The following is a 15,127-nucleotide window of genomic DNA, read 5'->3' as shown; positions in this document are numbered from 1 at the left end:
TGTTAACTTTCTTTTTGAGTAGAAAAGAAAGAATCGAGTTTAGCTAATAATTGTAAACCTTCTTCGGGATTACCACTAGCAGCGATCGCTCTGAAACGAGTCATTGTATCAAATTCAGTTAATGCAATAGTAGACAGTTCTTCAATTAATTTATTCACACTAATCCTCTAGTTTGTGCAAGTTCTTTTAATCGGGTATGTTTATCATCGCTTAAACGAATGGTCAAAGTTCCCATTTTCGTTCCTCCTACAGTTTGTATTCTCCACGTAAGACACTCTGCTCTACCAACCTTGAGCGAAGTTCCAGAATAATTAAACCAAACGAGCAAATTTAGTTTTACCGACTTGTAAGACTTTTCCTGTCAGTTGTTCGGGTGTATCAAATGTCAGATCAACATCAGAAATACGATCGCCATCTAATCTTACTGCACCGCCTTGAATTTGTCTTCTTCCCTCTCCACTACTTTTACACAAACCGCTAGAAGAAAGAATATAAAAAAGTTTGGCAGGAAATTCGACTTTAGATAAGTCATATTCGGGAACTGCTTCTGCTGCTGTTGCATCTCCTTTTTTAACCAGATTTAAGGCTGTTTCTTGAGCAATTTTCGCTCCTTCTAGCGCGTGAAACTGTGAAGTTACTTCTAAGGCTAATAATTTTTGGGCTTCTCTGGGATTTTCTGGTATTGTATTGAGTGGTAATTTTGTCAATAGCTCGAAATAATTCTTTAATAAAGCATCGGGAACTTTTTCTAACTTGGAATACATCGATAAAGCATCTTCTCGCAAACCGACATAATTATTCAGAGATTTCGACATCTTTTGAGTGCCATCTGTCCCAATAAGAATCGGTAATAATAATCCAAATTGCGGTTTTTTGCCGAAATAGCGTTGTAAATCACGACCGACTGCAATATTAAACTTTTGATCGGTTCCCCCAAGTTCCACATCTGCATCAACAGCGACTGAATCATATCCCTGCATTAATGGATAGAGAAATTCATGTAAAAAGATCGGGTTTTCTTTAAGGAAACGTTCCGAAAAACCTTCTTTGGCTAACATTTGTCCTACCGTCATCGTAGAAAGTAGGGTTAAAATTTTCCCTAAATCTAAACCGCTTAACCATTCAGAGTTATAGCGAATTTCAAGTCTATTGGGTGTCTCAAAATCTAATATAGGACGAAGTTGCTCTAAATACTGACTCGCATTTTCTCGAACTTGTTCAGTTGTGAGTTGTTTACGAACTTCCGATTTTCCCGTTGGATCGCCGATTTGTGCGGTAAAATCACCAATAATGACGACAGCCGTATGTCCTGCATCCTGAAAGTCTCGCAGTTTCCGAAATGGGATACTATGACCTAAATGGATATCACTACCTGTTGGATCAATCCCTAGTTTAATCCGTAATGGTCGTTCAGATTTCTGTAATAATTTAACTAAGTTTTCCGACTCGTTCTCGGAGTCTGTTTGATTCGGAAAAATTTCACTGGTTCCACGCATTAACCAGTCGAGTGAAGATAATGTCATTGTTGTGTCTAAAATTTGTCAGACCATCCATTATACGAGATTCTCGCATCTAGGACTTGAATGGCGGTATCGGGATAATCAGTAAACACTCCATCCACTCCCATTTGATAGAAAAAACGATATTCTGCTTGAGGATCACCTTTAAACTCACTTAGTAAAAAAATATCCTCATTGCGAAAGGTATAAGGATGTACTTGCAAACCCACTTGATGAGCATTCTGGATTAAATTACTACGCACACGTAATAAATTTTTATTTGGCCCGATCGCATTTGCATAAGTAGCAATATGTTCGAGTCCTGAAGGGGTGATCATTTCGCTATAAGATAAACCCAGACGATCAAACGGATGACCTTGATCACTGATTAGCTGAACTAAGGGTAATGAGGTTAAGGTTTTTAGATTTTGTAGGTTACTAACTTCAAAAGATTGAATAAAAACAGGATCATGTTTTTGGGTATAGCCATTCTCGGTTAAGATTTTGATCAAAGGTTCTTCTAGAGCAAGTTCAATAGAAGCAAAATAACTAGGGTGTTTGGTTTCGGGATAGATACCAATGTTTTTTTGTTGGGCTAAATCGATAATTTCTTGTAGAGTCGGAATTAAAAAGCGATCATTATACTGGATATTTTGCGGACGGATGTGAGGTATTCTTTCTCTAGCACGGATGTAGGTTCTGATTTCTGCTGCGGTAAAATCTTCAGTAAACCAACCTGTAAGCGGTTTTCCATCAATGATTTTCGTTGTTAAACGAGCGCTAAATTGAGGTAAATCTGTAATATTCGTTGTCGCTTCGATCACTTGATCAGTAATCGGATCTAAAATGGCTAAAGCATTTTCATGACGTGCGATGAGAATACCATCTGAAGTAGAAACGAGATCGGGTTCAATAAAATCAGATCCTAAAACAATTGCTAACTCATAAGCTTCTAGGGTATGTTCAGGACGATAACCACTCGCCCCCCGATGAGCTATAATAATCGGCTTCATGAGGCTTGTTGATGACCTAATTTTAAAAAGATTGTTTCTAAATCTTCTTGGGTACAATGAAATTCAGAAATTGGGATACCTGCATTAATCAGCGATCGTAATAACGCTGCACTTTCTTCGTTTCCGCCCGAAAAACCGACTTTTAAACTATTTTGTTCTGGTATTCTGTCCCATCCGTCGATATATGGCGCATTTTTTAAAAATGATTCTAATTTTTCTAATTTATCTAATGTAGAAATAATAATCTGTTGACGCGATAAACGCTGATATAACTCTTTGAGGGATGTACTCTCGACTAAATAGCCCAATTCCATAATACCAACCGAGGTACACAGTTCTGCTAAATCACTTAACACATGAGAGGAAATCAGAATCGTCATTCCCGCACTTTGTAACGTTTTGATAATTTCTCGAAACTGCATTCGCGCAATGGAATCTAAACCTGAGACGGGTTCATCTAATAAGAGTATCATCGGTTCATGAATAATCGTTCTGGCTAAACTTAAACGTTGCTTCATCCCGCGTGAAAGAGTTGAAATGAGACTATGACGTTTTGCCGTGAGTTGTACTAATTCTAAAACTTCATTGAGACGATAACGGCGATGAGGTTGCTTGAGATGATATAATCGCGCAAAATAGTCTAAATAGTCCCAAACGGTGAGATCATCATATAAAGGAAAATCATCTGGAAGATAGCCTAAACGTTGCTTCAGTCGAGGATTATTACCATCTCTAAGTAATTTTTCCCCACAAATATAAATTTCTCCTGTTGTCGGTTCTTCGGTAGCGGCTAACATTCGGATTAAGGTCGTTTTTCCTGCACCATTTGGCCCAATTAGTCCATAAACTTCCCCGCTTTCTACTTGCAATTCTACTTGATTAACCGCAATATGGCGATCATATTGTTTCGTCAGTTGGTAAGTAGCGATTGCGTATTCGGGTTCCATAAAATCAATCAACTAGAAGCTTTTACCTAATTAACACGAACATTGATAAAGAAGTGTCAGAACCATCAAACACTCCTTCATCAAAATAATTTACGCAAAACTCGAATGGTTTTTCGCTTCTGCTTCTTGTTTTTCTTGTTCTTTTTGTAGACGTTTTTTGCGTTCTGCTTCTAAAGCATCTTCGATGACAGTAAGTAATTGATCCATTTTGTCAAGATTCCCACGATAGATATCAAGATCTTTTTGCATCTTTTCACCAGGAAGATGTAATTTTTCAGCAATTTTAGCTAAGACTTGATCTCGCTTTTCTTTTTCTTGTGTAATAGAGGGATCTGCTTCTGCTAATAGGGTATAGAGTCCAATAGCGAACAAACGACTGTATTTGAATTGACCCTCAGAAGCGATCGCATTTAAAGTAGAAACAATTTGATTATCGCCTGCAGAATTAGAGATGAAGCTATCTAAAGATAATCCTTTTGCTGCTGCAATGAGTGATTCGGCATCACGGCGATATTGTTCGGGGTCAGCCCCAACAGAACGACAAATACCCGTAAAAATCGATGATTTATCCTGTTCTGGGCGATATCCTTGCATAAAACGCTCAAAAGAGGTGATTACGCCAACAGCATAAATAGGATCATAGCGAAAGTCTGCATTGACCGATAGCAAATGAAGTTCTACCAGCAATTCTTCGACAACTCGCCGATAAACTGAATTGATGGGGCGGGTATGATAGGTATGAAAATTGCGTTTACTATCAGAAACGGTGCGTACTTTTTCCACAGAACAAGATTTTAAATGAGACAGTATTTTCATTCTCTCTTGTAAAGTTCCCACTTGCAATTATTTTTTGTCCAATAACTCAGTTGTAAGTGTTCTATACATTTAGCTATGATAGACAATTGGACTATAACCGACAAAGAGGAGAATTAAATGTCTCGTAGATGTGAATTGACAGGCAAAAAGGCGAATAATGGCTACGCAGTTTCCCACTCGCACCGCCGTACGAAAAAACTACAACAAGCTAATTTACAATGGAAGCGCATTTGGTGGGCAGAAGGCAACCGTTGGGTTAGACTTCGTATTTCGACTAAAGCAATTAAAACCCTCGAAACCAGAGGTATTCAAGCAATGGCTAAAGAAGCAGGGATTAATCTTAATCACTATTAAATTTTTATTCTTACATGAACAGGTTTTGGGGTCTTGATACCCCTCTTGTTTTTTTTAAAGACATTATTTTATGACTCATCAACTCGCATTCTTAGGACTTGGTGTCATGGGCGCACCAATGACGGTAAACTTAGTCCGTCAAGGGTTTTCTGTCAATGCTTGGAATCGTACCTCAAATACGACTGGTGTAGAAATCGTCAAACAAGCAGGGGCAAATGTCGTAAATTCTATTCAAGACGCTGTAACAACGGCTGAAATTATTTTTACCTGTGTTGGCGATGTTTCTGATGTCGAAGAAGTATTATTGGGGGAGAATGGGGTAGTCCGAAAAGCCAAAGCAGGTACTTTAATTGTCGATATGAGTACCATTGGCAGTCAAGCAGCCAAAAAAATCGCTTCAGAATTAGAAAAACATGATTTACGGTTTCTTGATGCACCTATTTCTGGGGGTGATATTGGGGCCCTTCAGGGAACATTAACGATTATGGTGGGTGGCAATGAACAAGATTTTGCTCAGTGTCAGCCTTATTTTACAGCAATGGGCAAAACCATTCGTTTGTGTGGTGCAGTGGGTAGTGGACAAGCCGTTAAACTCTGTAATCAGGTGTTAGGGGCGATTCATATGGTAGCCTTGTGTGAAGCGATTAAAATGGCAAAAATCCAAGAAATTGACCCCAGTTTAATGATCGAGGTTTGTCAAACAGGCGCGGCTGGTTCTTGGGCGTTAGCGAATTTAGGCCCGAAAATTGTTGCAGAGAATTTAGAACCGGGCTTTATGATTAAACATATTCTAAAAGATTTACGATTTGTGCAAGAAATTGTCGCCGCTAGTCAGGAAAATCTACCTGGAGTTGAATTAGCCGATCGTTTATTTAAAATAGTAGCCCAAATGGAGCAAGGAGCAGAACAAGGCACACAAGCAATGAGTCGGGCTTATCTAGACTAAATAAGTATTTTTGATCTTTATGATAGAAATTCAAGCCGAACAAAATAAAGATTTTAAAGCAGTTCGTCAAGTTAATCTCGCTGCCTTTAAACGAGAGAATGAAGCTAATCTTGTTGAGCGATTAAGATTAGTTCATAACACATTTTCCTTTGTCGCCATAGTAGCCAAACAAGTCGTCGGTCACATTTTCTTCAGTCCCGTTACAATTGAAGGAACTGATCCTGAGCATCTTCTAATTCTTGGATTAGCACCATTAGCTGTAAAGAGCGAATATCAACAACAAGGTATCGGTTCAATGTTAGTACGACACGGACTAAAAGAGTGTTTTCAATCAGGTTACCGCGCTGTAGTTGTTTTAGGTGAACCGTCTTATTATCAGCGTTTTGGCTTCTTCTGTGCCAGTGAAAAAGGATTAAAATGTGAGTACCACGTACCTGATGAGGTCTTTTTGGTTTTGGAATCAGAAAACGGTGCTTTACAAAATGTAAAAGGAACCGTCAAATATCATTCAGAGTTTAAGAATGTTTAATTGATCGCTGCACTTCATTTATCTTCACATTGTATGAGCGGGTTAGTTACATTAGATTAAGTAGCAATCAATCAAGGAGTCAAATAATATGGACGCGATGGAATTTTTTCAGCACAGTGGGGGACGCTGGAAATCGCAACGCACAACCCATCATTTAGCCTTTAGACGCGCTGAAACGGGTGGATCAGATATTTATGTCGAAGCACTCGATGCAAACCATCCAAAAGTGATTGAGATATGTAAAATGCACGAGTATGATCCATCACTAGCGGTTGGTGGCGCGTTTGTCAGTTGGGATGGCTCAATGGCATGGGATAAAGACGACGAAAATCACGAAGGAACGACGGTTTTTGCCTTAATTCCCGATGCAGATAATCCTAGGGCGGGTGTATTACTCAGAGAAAGGGGTTATGCAGAAATTGTACCGATCGCTGGACGCTATCACATGGACGAACTCGAAGGACTGGTCTTGATTACAGAATACGATACCATGTCTACGATTGAACGATTCTGGTTTGCTAACCCTGATTTACGCCTGAGAACCAGTACAGTACAACGGTTTGGTGGTTTTAATACGGCTACTTTTTGTGCTGAAAGCCGCGAGGAAACAACCGAACCTCAAACATCAGAAACGGCTGATCAACCGTTTTACTCAATTAGTGGCTGGTAAAAGAGGATGAATGTGATCGATTTTTCGTGCTTTGTTTTAATATTTGTAAGAATTTTTAACATATCTCAGCACTTATGCACTGACTCCCTTATGATGAGTAGGAAAGTTTTTGCAATTGTCTAAGACTACGAGGTTCATTCGATGGCTATTCCTCTCTTAGAATACGCGCCTAAGTCTCAAAATGCGCGTGTTACAGGTTACGAAGTTGGTGGAGATGAAAAACCAAAAGTCTACACCACCGAGAATATCTTGTCTCCTGCTGATCTAGGTGAATTGATTGAAGCGGCCTACCGCCAAATCTTCTTTCATGCCTTTAAAGCAGACAGAGAACCTTTTCTCGAATCTCAACTTCGCAACGGACAGATTACCGTTCGTGACTTTGTTCGCGGTTTACTCTTATCAAATACCTATAGAAACAGCTTCTACGAAAAAAATAGTAACTATCGCTTCGTAGAACAAACTGTACAACGGGCATTAGGTCGTGATGTATACAGCGAAAGAGAAAAAATTACTTGGTCTATCCTAGTTGCAACCAAAGGTATTCAAGGTTTTGTAGATGCGTTACTCAACAGTGACGAATATCTAGAAAACTTTGGTTATGACACACTCCCCTATCAGCGTCGTCGTAACTTACCTGGTCGTGAAGCAGGAGAACTTCCTTTTAATATCAAATCGCCTCGTTATGATGCCTACTATCGGGGTAAATTGGGCTTCCCTCAAATCGTTTGGCAAAACGAAATCCGTCGTTATGTTCCTCAAGAGAAGAAAGCCAAAGCGGGCGATCCCTCTTTATATCTCGACATGGCACGGGGTCTTTCAAGTGCTAAAGGAAACCCGACACCTCGCGTTAGCGCACAGAATATCGACATTGCAGCTTCTGTACCTCGTCGTTAATTCTGACTAAAATGCTCTTTGTAGGGGATAGTTGCGGATGGGCGAGATGATTTAGTCAAAAAACTAAGTTATCTTGTGGATCTGTGGCTGCCCCTATTTAATTGAAATTTATGACTGATTCTGGCATTTCTATCAAAGATCTTGATTTTAGTTGGTCTGAAAATACTCCCATTTTGCAATCTTGTTCTTTAGAGGTACCAAAAGGGGAATTTTGGATGTTGTTGGGAACCAATGGAAGCGGCAAATCTACACTACTGAGGATTTTAGCAGGCTTACTGACTCCTTCAAAAGGTGAAGTAAACATGATTGAGCCGATGGGTTTTGTGTTCCAAAATCCTGATCATCAGTTAGTGATGCCGACGGTTGGGGCTGATGTGGCTTTTGGTTTAGTGAAGGAAAATTTATCATTAGTGGCTGTCAAAGATCGTGTCAGAGAAGCTTTAGCCGCCGTTAATTTATTAGATTTAGAAAGACGACCGATTTATGCACTCAGTGGTGGGCAAAAACAACGAATTGCGATCGCAGGTGCTTTAGCCCGTCACTGCGAGGTGTTACTGTTAGATGAACCGACGGCTTTACTGGATGCCGATACACAATTAGAACTTGTGGCCCAAGTGCGACGCCTGGTCAAAAATCGCAATATTACGGCTTTATGGGTCACCCATCGTCTTGATGAATTAGATTATGCTGATGGGGCGTTTTTACTCGAGAACGGTAAAGTAGTCGCTCAAGGAAACCCTCAACGACTGAAAGCAAAACTCCTGAAAAGTTCTGATTAAGAAACGTAAATTTTTTGTTAAACTTGGAAGATGTAGTTACTGTTTGTCTAACTGTGCAAAAAATCCCCTTAAAACAATGTCTACCTCTTCCCCTTGTGCGTTACTTCTGGTTGATGGCTATAACATCATCGGTTCTTGGTCATCCTTACAACAAACTCGTGATCAATTTGGTCTAGAAATGGCTCGTTATGAGTTAGTCGAAAAACTGACCAACTATACCGCCCACAACGGTTATAAGACTCAAGTTGTTTTTGATTCTTACTATCAGGATACGCCAGGGACTCAAGAGGACTACAGCCCAAATTTATCGATTTATTTCACAGCTTTTGCCCAGACAGCAGATACCTACATCGAAAAAACTTGCGCGTCTTATTATTCGCGTCGTGCCGTCCCAGTTGCCTCTCGTTTGATTGTCGCTACATCCGATCAAGCACAGCGTCTTACAGTACAAGGCTATGGCGCAGAATGGCTGAGTGCGAAACAGCTTGAAGCCGATTTAGAATTTACTCAACTTCAGATCAAGCGTAAACAACGCTCTAAAAAGCCGCCTCAAAGACGTTTTTTAGTTAATTCACTCGATATCAAGGTACAGCAACGTTTAGCCCAGTTACGGCACGGGATTAAACCAGAGTGAAAAGAAATTTTAGAAAAATGCTTGACTTTCTGATAAATTATCGTTATATTTGAAAATGTCCGAAAAAAACAAGCCCCCATCGTCTAGTGGCCTAGGACACCTCCCTTTCACGGAGGCGACAGGGATTCGAATTCCCTTGGGGGTATCTAAAAAGAGAACGGTTAAAGCCGTTCTTTTTTGGTTAGGATCAAAAAAATGCCCCGTTATCTTTTCGGTGTTTCAGTTGGGCATCTTAAATTAGACTTGCTTCGTTTCCTCATCATTATTCACAAATGAAAAAAAAAGCTTCATCTTACCGTCGCCACAAAACTAAAACAAATCCATCATGGTTTTTCTTCTTTAGTGTAATTGCTCTCTCGACATGGCTCACTTGGAAATACACACCGCTTTTCGGATCTCTTCGAGATCGCTTTGTCCCCGATGCTGTAGTAGACTCAATCAAAGCTATTCAACAACCTAAAAAGATTGAAGCAGGTACAGACGAAGCAATTAGAAGTAAGACAGTTAACACACTTGAGCGTCAGGCATCTTCCTTAAACTATAATGGTACTTCTGTATCAGAACTTGCCGCTAAACTATCTCAATTTGCGGTGACTGATGGCGAGAAAGCAAAAGTGATTTATGACTGGATCGCGCATCATGTGGCTTATGATGTAGAAATGTTCTATAGCGGACAATATCGCTTTGTTAGACCTGAAGAAGTTTTAAAATCCCGTAAAGCAATTTGTTCGGGTTATGCCATTCTCTATCAAGCTTTAGCCAAAGAAATGGGTTTACAAGCTGAAATTATTCCAGGGATGGCGAAAGGAGTCAGTTACGGAGTCGGTCAAAACAGTGATGAAAACCACGCTTGGAATGCGGTAAAAATCGATAATGCGTGGTACTTAGTCGATGTGACATGGGGTGCAGGTATTCTTCAAGATCGACAGTTTAAACGCAAATATAACCCCCATTATTTCGCCACACCACCCGCACAATTTATTTACGATCATTTTCCGACTAACCCCTCTTGGCAACTGCTACCCGTTCTTTATACGAAACAACAGTTTGAGTCGTTACCCGAAGTTAAACCGCAATTTTTCCGAGATGGGTTACAGATGGTGAGTCATCGAACAAACACTATACAAGCACAGGGAACTACAGAAGTAATTCTAGAAGCTCCTTTAGATACGATCGTATCAGCCCGTCTGGAATCTGCGTCTGGTTTACTGGACAAATCTTATACCCTTGCACAAAGAGAACAAAATAAAATATTTGTTAATGCAGCTTTTCCACAAGCAGGTGCTTATGAACTCCGAATTTTCTCCAAGAAAAAAGCTCAAGACGGACTATACCCCGAAGCGATTACCTATAAAGTGATTGCACAGGCACAAGGTGAAGCATTTCCTTTAACTTACTCCCACTTTGCCCAGAATAATGCTTATTTATTTACTCCTCAAACCAAAACTTTACCCGCGCATCAGTCCGTTTATTTTCAGATTAATGTACCGAATGCCTTAAAAGTGGTGATTATTGATCAAGAATCGCAAAAATGGAGAAATTTGGAGCGACAAGGCACAATGTTTACAGGAACCGTGAATATTGGTTCGAGAAAAGTAGCGATCGCAGCAAAATTTACCCAAGGGGATCAGTATTGGACACTTGTCGAATATAACTAAAAATTAGATTCAGTGATCATTAAAAGTCAAAAGCCCCCTCGTAGGATTTGCAAAAAGCTTTAGAGATGGTAGTATTTATAGGGTCTATTAACCTTCAATTCGTAACAAGTCTCGCTACTTATGCAAGTTAAGTTTTGTATACAAACAGAATGGGTGACGGGTTTCACCTCTAGAAACTTAAGCTAAATTTTTAATTCAAAACAGCGAGTCTGTTCGATCACAAGTAATTTTTACTGACCTTTTTTGCAATGGATTAGAAAACTGGGTGTATCAACATCTAATCCTAGCGTCATCTTGTGTGCATCTGTATCACAGAAGCAATATTTAACTATCGTTTGGAGAATATCAACAATTATGGTAATGGCAAATATCCGATTAGATCGGCTCAATTCGTCTTTTTTAACTCAAGATTATCTTGATCTAGAGTCCCAATATGGAGCGAATAACTATCACCCTTTAGATGTTGTATTGACTGAGGGGAAAGGTGTCTGGGTTTGGGATGTTGAAGAAAATAAATATCTAGATTTCTTATCTGCTTATTCAGCCTTAAATCAAGGGCATTGCCATCCAAAAATTTTAGCAGCAATGGTTGAGCAAGCCCAGAAAATTACCTTGACTTCTCGTGCCTTTCGCAATGATCAATTAGGAAAATTCTATCAAAAATTGTCGGAAATTTCTGGACTTGAGAAAGTGCTTCCAATGAATAGCGGTGCCGAAGCAGTAGAAACCGCATTAAAAGCCGTCAGAAAATGGGCTTATCAAGTCAAAGGTGTTCTAGATAAACAAGCCGAAATAATTGTCTGTGAAAACAATTTTGCTGGACGTACCATTAGTTTAGTAAGTTTTTCAACAGAAGACCAATATCAAGACGGTTTTGCACCCTTTACCCCCGGTTTTAAAGTGGTTCCTTTTGGGGATGCCGAAGCGTTAGAAAAGGCAATTACACCGAATACAGCAGCCTTTTTAGTTGAACCGATTCAAGGTGAAGGCGGTATTATTGTACCACCTGAAGGATACTTGAAAAAAGCCGAAGAAATCTGTAAAAGAAATCGCGTTTTATTGGTTTTCGATGAAATTCAAACGGGTTTAGGACGAACGGGTAAAATGTTTGCCCATCAACATGAAGGGGTAAAACCTGATGGGATTACTATTGGTAAAGCGTTATCGGGTGTTTTTATCCAATTTCGGCTTTTCTGTCTACTGCTGAAGTGATGGACGTTTTTAACCCAGGCGATCATGGTAGCACTTTTGGCGGGAATCCTCTAGCGGCGGCGATCGGCAATGCTGCACTAGATGTTATTATCGATGAAAATCTATGCGAACAGGCGGCAGTCAATGGCGACGATTTTATGTCAAAATTACGTGCGCTTTCTAGTCCACATATCAAAGAAGTACGGGGTAAAGGTTTACTCATTGGTGTCGAACTACATCCCTCTTCAGGAGGGGCGCGACGTTTTTGTAAAGCTTTAGCCAAAGAGGGTTTACTAGCAAAAGAAACCCGTGATCATGTAATTCGTTTTGCACCTCCATTAGTCATTACACCAGAGGAAATTGACTGGGCGATGTCGAAAATTGCTAAGGTTTTGATGTAATTTAAAATACCCTTTACACTTGGCTGTATTGGGTATTACCCATTCACTAAAAATTGGATCTTGGGTTCGAGGGGTTCTTGTACTAAACCCATCCCATTAAACCCCCATCTTTTCATCACGCCATTCAGTTGATTAGTCGATAAGGTTTCTACTGAAAACCGATCAGCTAAACCCCTAGCATGAGTATTCAAATATGTCAAGGCTTCAAAATTTTCCCGAAACACTAACAGATAATTAGATTGGGTTTCCGTTTTGGGGTTAGGGATATGCGCTACTAAATATTGTCCATCTTGACGCGATCGGATTGCATAATAGGTTTCAGAAAACATTTTATTTCAAATCTTCTAGTTTAATTCTAGGATCGACCACTTTAAGGAGTAAATCAGCGAGTAAATTACCAATAATCAGCATGGCAGCCCCCATAATTAGACTACCCATTACTAAATATAAATCTTGCGCGGTCACAGCTTGTAAGATTAAGCGTCCTAAACCTGGCCAATTAAAGAAAAATTCAGCAATAAAAGCACCACTGAGTAACCCCGCGAATTCAAATCCTAAAAGCGTAATTAAAGGGTTAATGGCATTACGCAGGGCATGAACATAAATTACTTTATCTTCGCTTAAACCTTTTGCTCTAGCGGTTTGAATATAATCTTGTCTGAGTACATCTAATAATTGTCCACGCATCAGCCGTTGTAACCCCGCAAAGCTAGTAATACTGAGGGCAATCGTTGGTAAAATCATATGCCAAGCAATGTCTAATATTTTGCCGATGGGAGACAGTTCATAATGATTAACACTCGTCATATCTCCTACTGGTAAATAGGGGGAAAGCATCTGAGCAATAACTAATAAGCATAATGCAGTAATAAAACTGGGGAAACCTTGACCTAAATAACTTAGCACCCTAAGTATTTTATCGCTCAGTTGATTTTGTTTAACAGCACTGAGAATCCCTAGGGGAATAGCGATCGCCCAAGTGATGAGAATTGAAGAAATGGCGAGTAGTAGGGTTGCGGGAACACGTTCAACTAACAAAGAAGTAACGGGACGAGAATAGACGAAACTGGTTCCAAAATTAAACCGAGTCACCACCTGTACTAACCAACGCCAATATTGTACTAAAGGTGGTTGATCGAGTCCAAATTCTTGTTTAAATTGGGCTAGGGTTTCTGGGGAGATTTTGGGATTTTGCGATAGGGTATCGAGATAGCTACCTGGTGCAAGCTGAATAATGGCAAAACTAAGAGCAGAAGCGAGTAAGAGCGTGAGAAGACCTTGTAAAACTCGTTTAATGATGTATAAAACAGTTTCACTGGTTAGGAGAGATTGTAAACCAGAAAGACGATCGCTAAATTGATCTGAAGGGGTGCTTTGAGTCATTGATTAAGAAAACTTAATACTGAACGAGAGTGATGATAGGTTTATCTGGGAGTTTTTGTCGTCCTGCTAAGTCTACTAATTCGATGATAAAAGCAAATCCTAACACTTCACAACCAATTTTTTGTAAGAGTTCGGCGGTTGCTTTAGCGGTACCACCTGTTGCAATTAAATCATCGACAATTATGACTTTATGATGAGCCGCGATCGCATCTTGATGTATTTCCAGTGTATCAGTCCCGTACTCTAATTCATATTCAATGGTATGAACCGCAGCAGGAAGCTTACCCGGTTTCCGAACGGGAATAAAACCAGTATTTAGTTGATAGGCTAAAGGAACACCAAATAAAAACCCTCTAGATTCCATTCCGACGATATGATCGGGTTTAAATCCTGCTTGTTGGCATTTTTCCGTTAGAGTATCAATGGTGTATCGTAATCCTTCGGGATGGTTGAGTAAGGTAGTAATATCACGAAACATGATCCCTGGTTTGGGAAAGTCGGGAATATTACGAATAAGGGTTTTGAGATCCATGTTTGCTAATTCTAGGGTTAGATGAATAGGGAGACTGCTTTATCTATACAATACAATTAGAATAATTGTCTGTTGCTGGATCACCATCAAAATTCTTTAAAAAATATAGTAATTTGTTTTTGATAAGCCTAATTTAAGCATGACTTCAACCCAAATAATGTCTGATACTAATTCTACAGCGATCGCTAAGCCTGTCATTCTAGATCTTTTAAGAGATCTTCCTTTTCCTAGACAACGTGGTGTTTTGCGTCTACAGCAACAGATTGATTTAATCTTACTGACGATTGAATCACTTGAGATTAATGCAGTTGAAGCGATGTTTAAAACGGCTCAAGAATTAGGTTTAGATCAAATTATTAAAAATCGGATTGTTTTATGGCGACTCAGATGTACGAATTATTGGCGGCGATCGTACAATCGTGATACCTTAACGCTAGATCAAGCCAAAGCTTTAGTTATTTTAGCTTCTTATCGGGCTAAACAGTTAAATTACACCCTCAGAAAGTTACTCGTTGAAGAACAACAGATGCGGGATAAAGATTTACCTGTTGATACCAATTTTTTGTTATCAGACTATTTAGAACGATTTCGCTCTAATTTTCGTAGCCGTATGAACCCTCGTCGCGCTAAAGTTTCAATTTATCTCAATTCGGAAGAAGAACTAAATGAACTCGCTATATCTTTACTTAATCAACTTCTGTTTTGTACGGGGACAACAGGGATGCAGCGTTTCTGGGTGAGTTTATTTGATGGTGAAGTGTCGGGGAACTAGGAGCAATAGTTAATATTGATAGCCGCTAAACTCATTACTTTAGGGTTAGGCTGCCCACTTTGTTGTTAGATAAGACAGTCTCCCGATAGATTATAACTTTTTGTTTAGA

Annotated in this window: 18 protein-coding genes, 1 tRNA gene and 1 pseudogene; 12 read left to right on the top strand and 8 right to left on the bottom strand. The window is 39.6% G+C overall.

The window, feature by feature from the left end:
* Window positions 1–2 precede the first annotated feature (2 nt).
* The 5 genes and pseudogenes from CFPU101_RS03435 to psb29 form a co-directional block, all read right to left on the bottom strand.
* Window positions 3–235: pseudogene (locus CFPU101_RS03435) on the bottom strand (toxin-antitoxin system HicB family antitoxin).
* Window positions 236–311: 76 nt separating this feature from the next.
* Window positions 312–1,523, bottom strand: a complete 1,212-nt coding sequence (gene tyrS, locus CFPU101_RS03430) for a tyrosine--tRNA ligase (RefSeq protein ID WP_206813936.1) — start codon at window positions 1,521–1,523, stop codon at window positions 312–314.
* Window positions 1,524–1,531: 8 nt separating this feature from the next.
* A complete protein-coding gene (locus CFPU101_RS03425; protein ID WP_206813935.1) occupies window positions 1,532–2,512 on the bottom strand; it encodes a glycerophosphodiester phosphodiesterase in 981 nt (326 codons plus the stop codon).
* Window positions 2,509–3,459 (bottom strand): ABC transporter ATP-binding protein, encoded by a 951-nt coding sequence (locus CFPU101_RS03420; RefSeq protein WP_206813934.1) that lies wholly within the window; start codon window positions 3,457–3,459, stop codon window positions 2,509–2,511. Before CFPU101_RS03420 ends, CFPU101_RS03425 begins: the two co-directional genes overlap by 4 nt.
* A 90-nt stretch (window positions 3,460–3,549) precedes the next feature.
* A complete protein-coding gene (psb29, locus tag CFPU101_RS03415; protein ID WP_206814124.1) occupies window positions 3,550–4,242 on the bottom strand; it encodes a photosystem II biogenesis protein Psp29 in 693 nt (230 codons plus the stop codon).
* Window positions 4,243–4,392: 150 nt separating this feature from the next.
* On the opposite strand from psb29, the gene rpmB reads away from it, so the two are divergent.
* The 11 genes from rpmB (at window position 4,393) to CFPU101_RS25940 (ending at window position 12,331) form a co-directional block, all read left to right on the top strand.
* Window positions 4,393–4,629: a 50S ribosomal protein L28 gene (rpmB, locus tag CFPU101_RS03410; protein ID WP_206813933.1), complete on the top strand. Its 237-nt coding sequence runs from the start codon at window positions 4,393–4,395 to the stop codon at window positions 4,627–4,629.
* 70 nt (window positions 4,630–4,699) lie between these two features.
* Window positions 4,700–5,575, top strand: coding sequence for an NAD(P)-dependent oxidoreductase (locus tag CFPU101_RS03405; protein WP_206813932.1), 876 nt, complete (start codon window positions 4,700–4,702; stop codon window positions 5,573–5,575).
* 19 nt (window positions 5,576–5,594) lie between these two features.
* The gene (locus tag CFPU101_RS03400; protein ID WP_206813931.1) at window positions 5,595–6,104 is read left to right on the top strand and encodes a GNAT family N-acetyltransferase; all 510 of its coding nucleotides are present in this window, start codon (window positions 5,595–5,597) and stop codon (window positions 6,102–6,104) included.
* A gap of 88 nt (window positions 6,105–6,192) precedes the next feature.
* Window positions 6,193–6,774 carry a phycobiliprotein lyase gene (locus CFPU101_RS03395; RefSeq protein WP_206813930.1) on the top strand — a complete coding sequence of 194 codons (582 nt, stop codon included), beginning with the start codon at window positions 6,193–6,195 and terminating at the stop codon, window positions 6,772–6,774.
* 141 nt (window positions 6,775–6,915) lie between these two features.
* Window positions 6,916–7,668, top strand: coding sequence for a phycobilisome rod-core linker polypeptide (locus CFPU101_RS03390; protein WP_206813929.1), 753 nt, complete (start codon window positions 6,916–6,918; stop codon window positions 7,666–7,668).
* A gap of 110 nt (window positions 7,669–7,778) precedes the next feature.
* Window positions 7,779–8,447, top strand: coding sequence for an energy-coupling factor ABC transporter ATP-binding protein (locus tag CFPU101_RS03385; RefSeq protein WP_206813928.1), 669 nt, complete (start codon window positions 7,779–7,781; stop codon window positions 8,445–8,447).
* A 76-nt stretch (window positions 8,448–8,523) separates the two neighbouring features.
* On the top strand, window positions 8,524–9,081 hold the full coding sequence (locus tag CFPU101_RS03380; protein ID WP_206813927.1) for an NYN domain-containing protein: 558 nt from the start codon (window positions 8,524–8,526) through the stop codon (window positions 9,079–9,081).
* Between the two features lie 72 nt (window positions 9,082–9,153).
* Window positions 9,154–9,226: transfer RNA gene (locus CFPU101_RS03375), tRNA-Glu, on the top strand.
* A 127-nt stretch (window positions 9,227–9,353) separates the two neighbouring features.
* The gene (locus tag CFPU101_RS03370) at window positions 9,354–10,739 is read left to right on the top strand and encodes a transglutaminase domain-containing protein (RefSeq protein ID WP_206813926.1); all 1,386 of its coding nucleotides are present in this window, start codon (window positions 9,354–9,356) and stop codon (window positions 10,737–10,739) included.
* A gap of 360 nt (window positions 10,740–11,099) precedes the next feature.
* Window positions 11,100–11,951 carry an aminotransferase class III-fold pyridoxal phosphate-dependent enzyme gene (locus CFPU101_RS03365; RefSeq protein ID WP_277988725.1) on the top strand — a complete coding sequence of 284 codons (852 nt, stop codon included), beginning with the start codon at window positions 11,100–11,102 and terminating at the stop codon, window positions 11,949–11,951.
* On the top strand, window positions 11,951–12,331 hold the full coding sequence (locus CFPU101_RS25940) for an aminotransferase class III-fold pyridoxal phosphate-dependent enzyme (RefSeq protein WP_277988724.1): 381 nt from the start codon (window positions 11,951–11,953) through the stop codon (window positions 12,329–12,331). Before CFPU101_RS03365 ends, CFPU101_RS25940 begins: the two co-directional genes overlap by 1 nt.
* 35 nt (window positions 12,332–12,366) lie before the next feature.
* On the opposite strand, the gene CFPU101_RS03360 is transcribed toward CFPU101_RS25940, so the two are convergent.
* From CFPU101_RS03360 to CFPU101_RS03350, 3 genes are read right to left on the bottom strand one after another with little or no spacing between them, the layout of a single operon-like run.
* Complete coding sequence (locus CFPU101_RS03360; RefSeq protein ID WP_206813925.1) at window positions 12,367–12,660, bottom strand: hypothetical protein; 294 nt, start codon at window positions 12,658–12,660, stop codon at window positions 12,367–12,369.
* A gap of 1 nt (window position 12,661) precedes the next feature.
* Entirely contained in the window at window positions 12,662–13,714 is a 1,053-nt protein-coding gene (locus CFPU101_RS03355; RefSeq protein WP_206813924.1) for an ABC transporter permease, read from the bottom strand.
* A gap of 13 nt (window positions 13,715–13,727) precedes the next feature.
* Entirely contained in the window at window positions 13,728–14,246 is a 519-nt protein-coding gene (locus tag CFPU101_RS03350) for an adenine phosphoribosyltransferase (RefSeq protein ID WP_206813923.1), read from the bottom strand.
* A 139-nt stretch (window positions 14,247–14,385) separates the two neighbouring features.
* On the opposite strand from CFPU101_RS03350, the gene CFPU101_RS03345 reads away from it, so the two are divergent.
* On the top strand, window positions 14,386–15,018 hold the full coding sequence (locus CFPU101_RS03345) for a DUF3038 domain-containing protein (RefSeq protein ID WP_206813922.1): 633 nt from the start codon (window positions 14,386–14,388) through the stop codon (window positions 15,016–15,018).
* Window positions 15,019–15,127: the final 109 nt, after the last annotated feature.

The sequence above is a fragment of the Chroococcus sp. FPU101 genome, from assembly GCF_017312365.1.
Lineage (GTDB): Bacteria > Cyanobacteriota > Cyanobacteriia > Cyanobacteriales > Microcystaceae > Chroococcus.
This window is presented reverse-complemented; position numbering and strand designations above follow the sequence as displayed.

Excerpts from the sequence above, each read along its gene's own strand:
- CFPU101_RS03405 (WP_206813932.1), top strand. The coding sequence starts at position 4,700 with ATGACTCATCAACTCGCATTCTTAGGACTTGGTGTCATGGGCGCACCA.
- CFPU101_RS03380 (WP_206813927.1), top strand. The coding sequence starts at position 8,524 with ATGTCTACCTCTTCCCCTTGTGCGTTACTTCTGGTTGATGGCTATAAC.
- CFPU101_RS03365 (WP_277988725.1), top strand. The coding sequence starts at position 11,100 with ATGGCAAATATCCGATTAGATCGGCTCAATTCGTCTTTTTTAACTCAA.
- CFPU101_RS03385 (WP_206813928.1), top strand. The coding sequence starts at position 7,779 with ATGACTGATTCTGGCATTTCTATCAAAGATCTTGATTTTAGTTGGTCT.
- CFPU101_RS03360 (WP_206813925.1), bottom strand. The coding sequence starts at position 12,660 with ATGTTTTCTGAAACCTATTATGCAATCCGATCGCGTCAAGATGGACAA.
- CFPU101_RS03425 (WP_206813935.1), bottom strand. The coding sequence starts at position 2,512 with ATGAAGCCGATTATTATAGCTCATCGGGGGGCGAGTGGTTATCGTCCT.
- CFPU101_RS03400 (WP_206813931.1), top strand. The coding sequence starts at position 5,595 with ATGATAGAAATTCAAGCCGAACAAAATAAAGATTTTAAAGCAGTTCGT.
- CFPU101_RS03370 (WP_206813926.1), top strand. The coding sequence starts at position 9,354 with ATGAAAAAAAAAGCTTCATCTTACCGTCGCCACAAAACTAAAACAAAT.
- tyrS (WP_206813936.1), bottom strand. The coding sequence starts at position 1,523 with ATGACATTATCTTCACTCGACTGGTTAATGCGTGGAACCAGTGAAATT.
- CFPU101_RS03395 (WP_206813930.1), top strand. The coding sequence starts at position 6,193 with ATGGACGCGATGGAATTTTTTCAGCACAGTGGGGGACGCTGGAAATCG.
- CFPU101_RS25940 (WP_277988724.1), top strand. The coding sequence starts at position 11,951 with ATGGACGTTTTTAACCCAGGCGATCATGGTAGCACTTTTGGCGGGAAT.
- CFPU101_RS03350 (WP_206813923.1), bottom strand. The coding sequence starts at position 14,246 with ATGGATCTCAAAACCCTTATTCGTAATATTCCCGACTTTCCCAAACCA.
- CFPU101_RS03420 (WP_206813934.1), bottom strand. The coding sequence starts at position 3,459 with ATGGAACCCGAATACGCAATCGCTACTTACCAACTGACGAAACAATAT.
- CFPU101_RS03345 (WP_206813922.1), top strand. The coding sequence starts at position 14,386 with ATGACTTCAACCCAAATAATGTCTGATACTAATTCTACAGCGATCGCT.
- CFPU101_RS03390 (WP_206813929.1), top strand. The coding sequence starts at position 6,916 with ATGGCTATTCCTCTCTTAGAATACGCGCCTAAGTCTCAAAATGCGCGT.
- rpmB (WP_206813933.1), top strand. The coding sequence starts at position 4,393 with ATGTCTCGTAGATGTGAATTGACAGGCAAAAAGGCGAATAATGGCTAC.
- CFPU101_RS03355 (WP_206813924.1), bottom strand. The coding sequence starts at position 13,714 with ATGACTCAAAGCACCCCTTCAGATCAATTTAGCGATCGTCTTTCTGGT.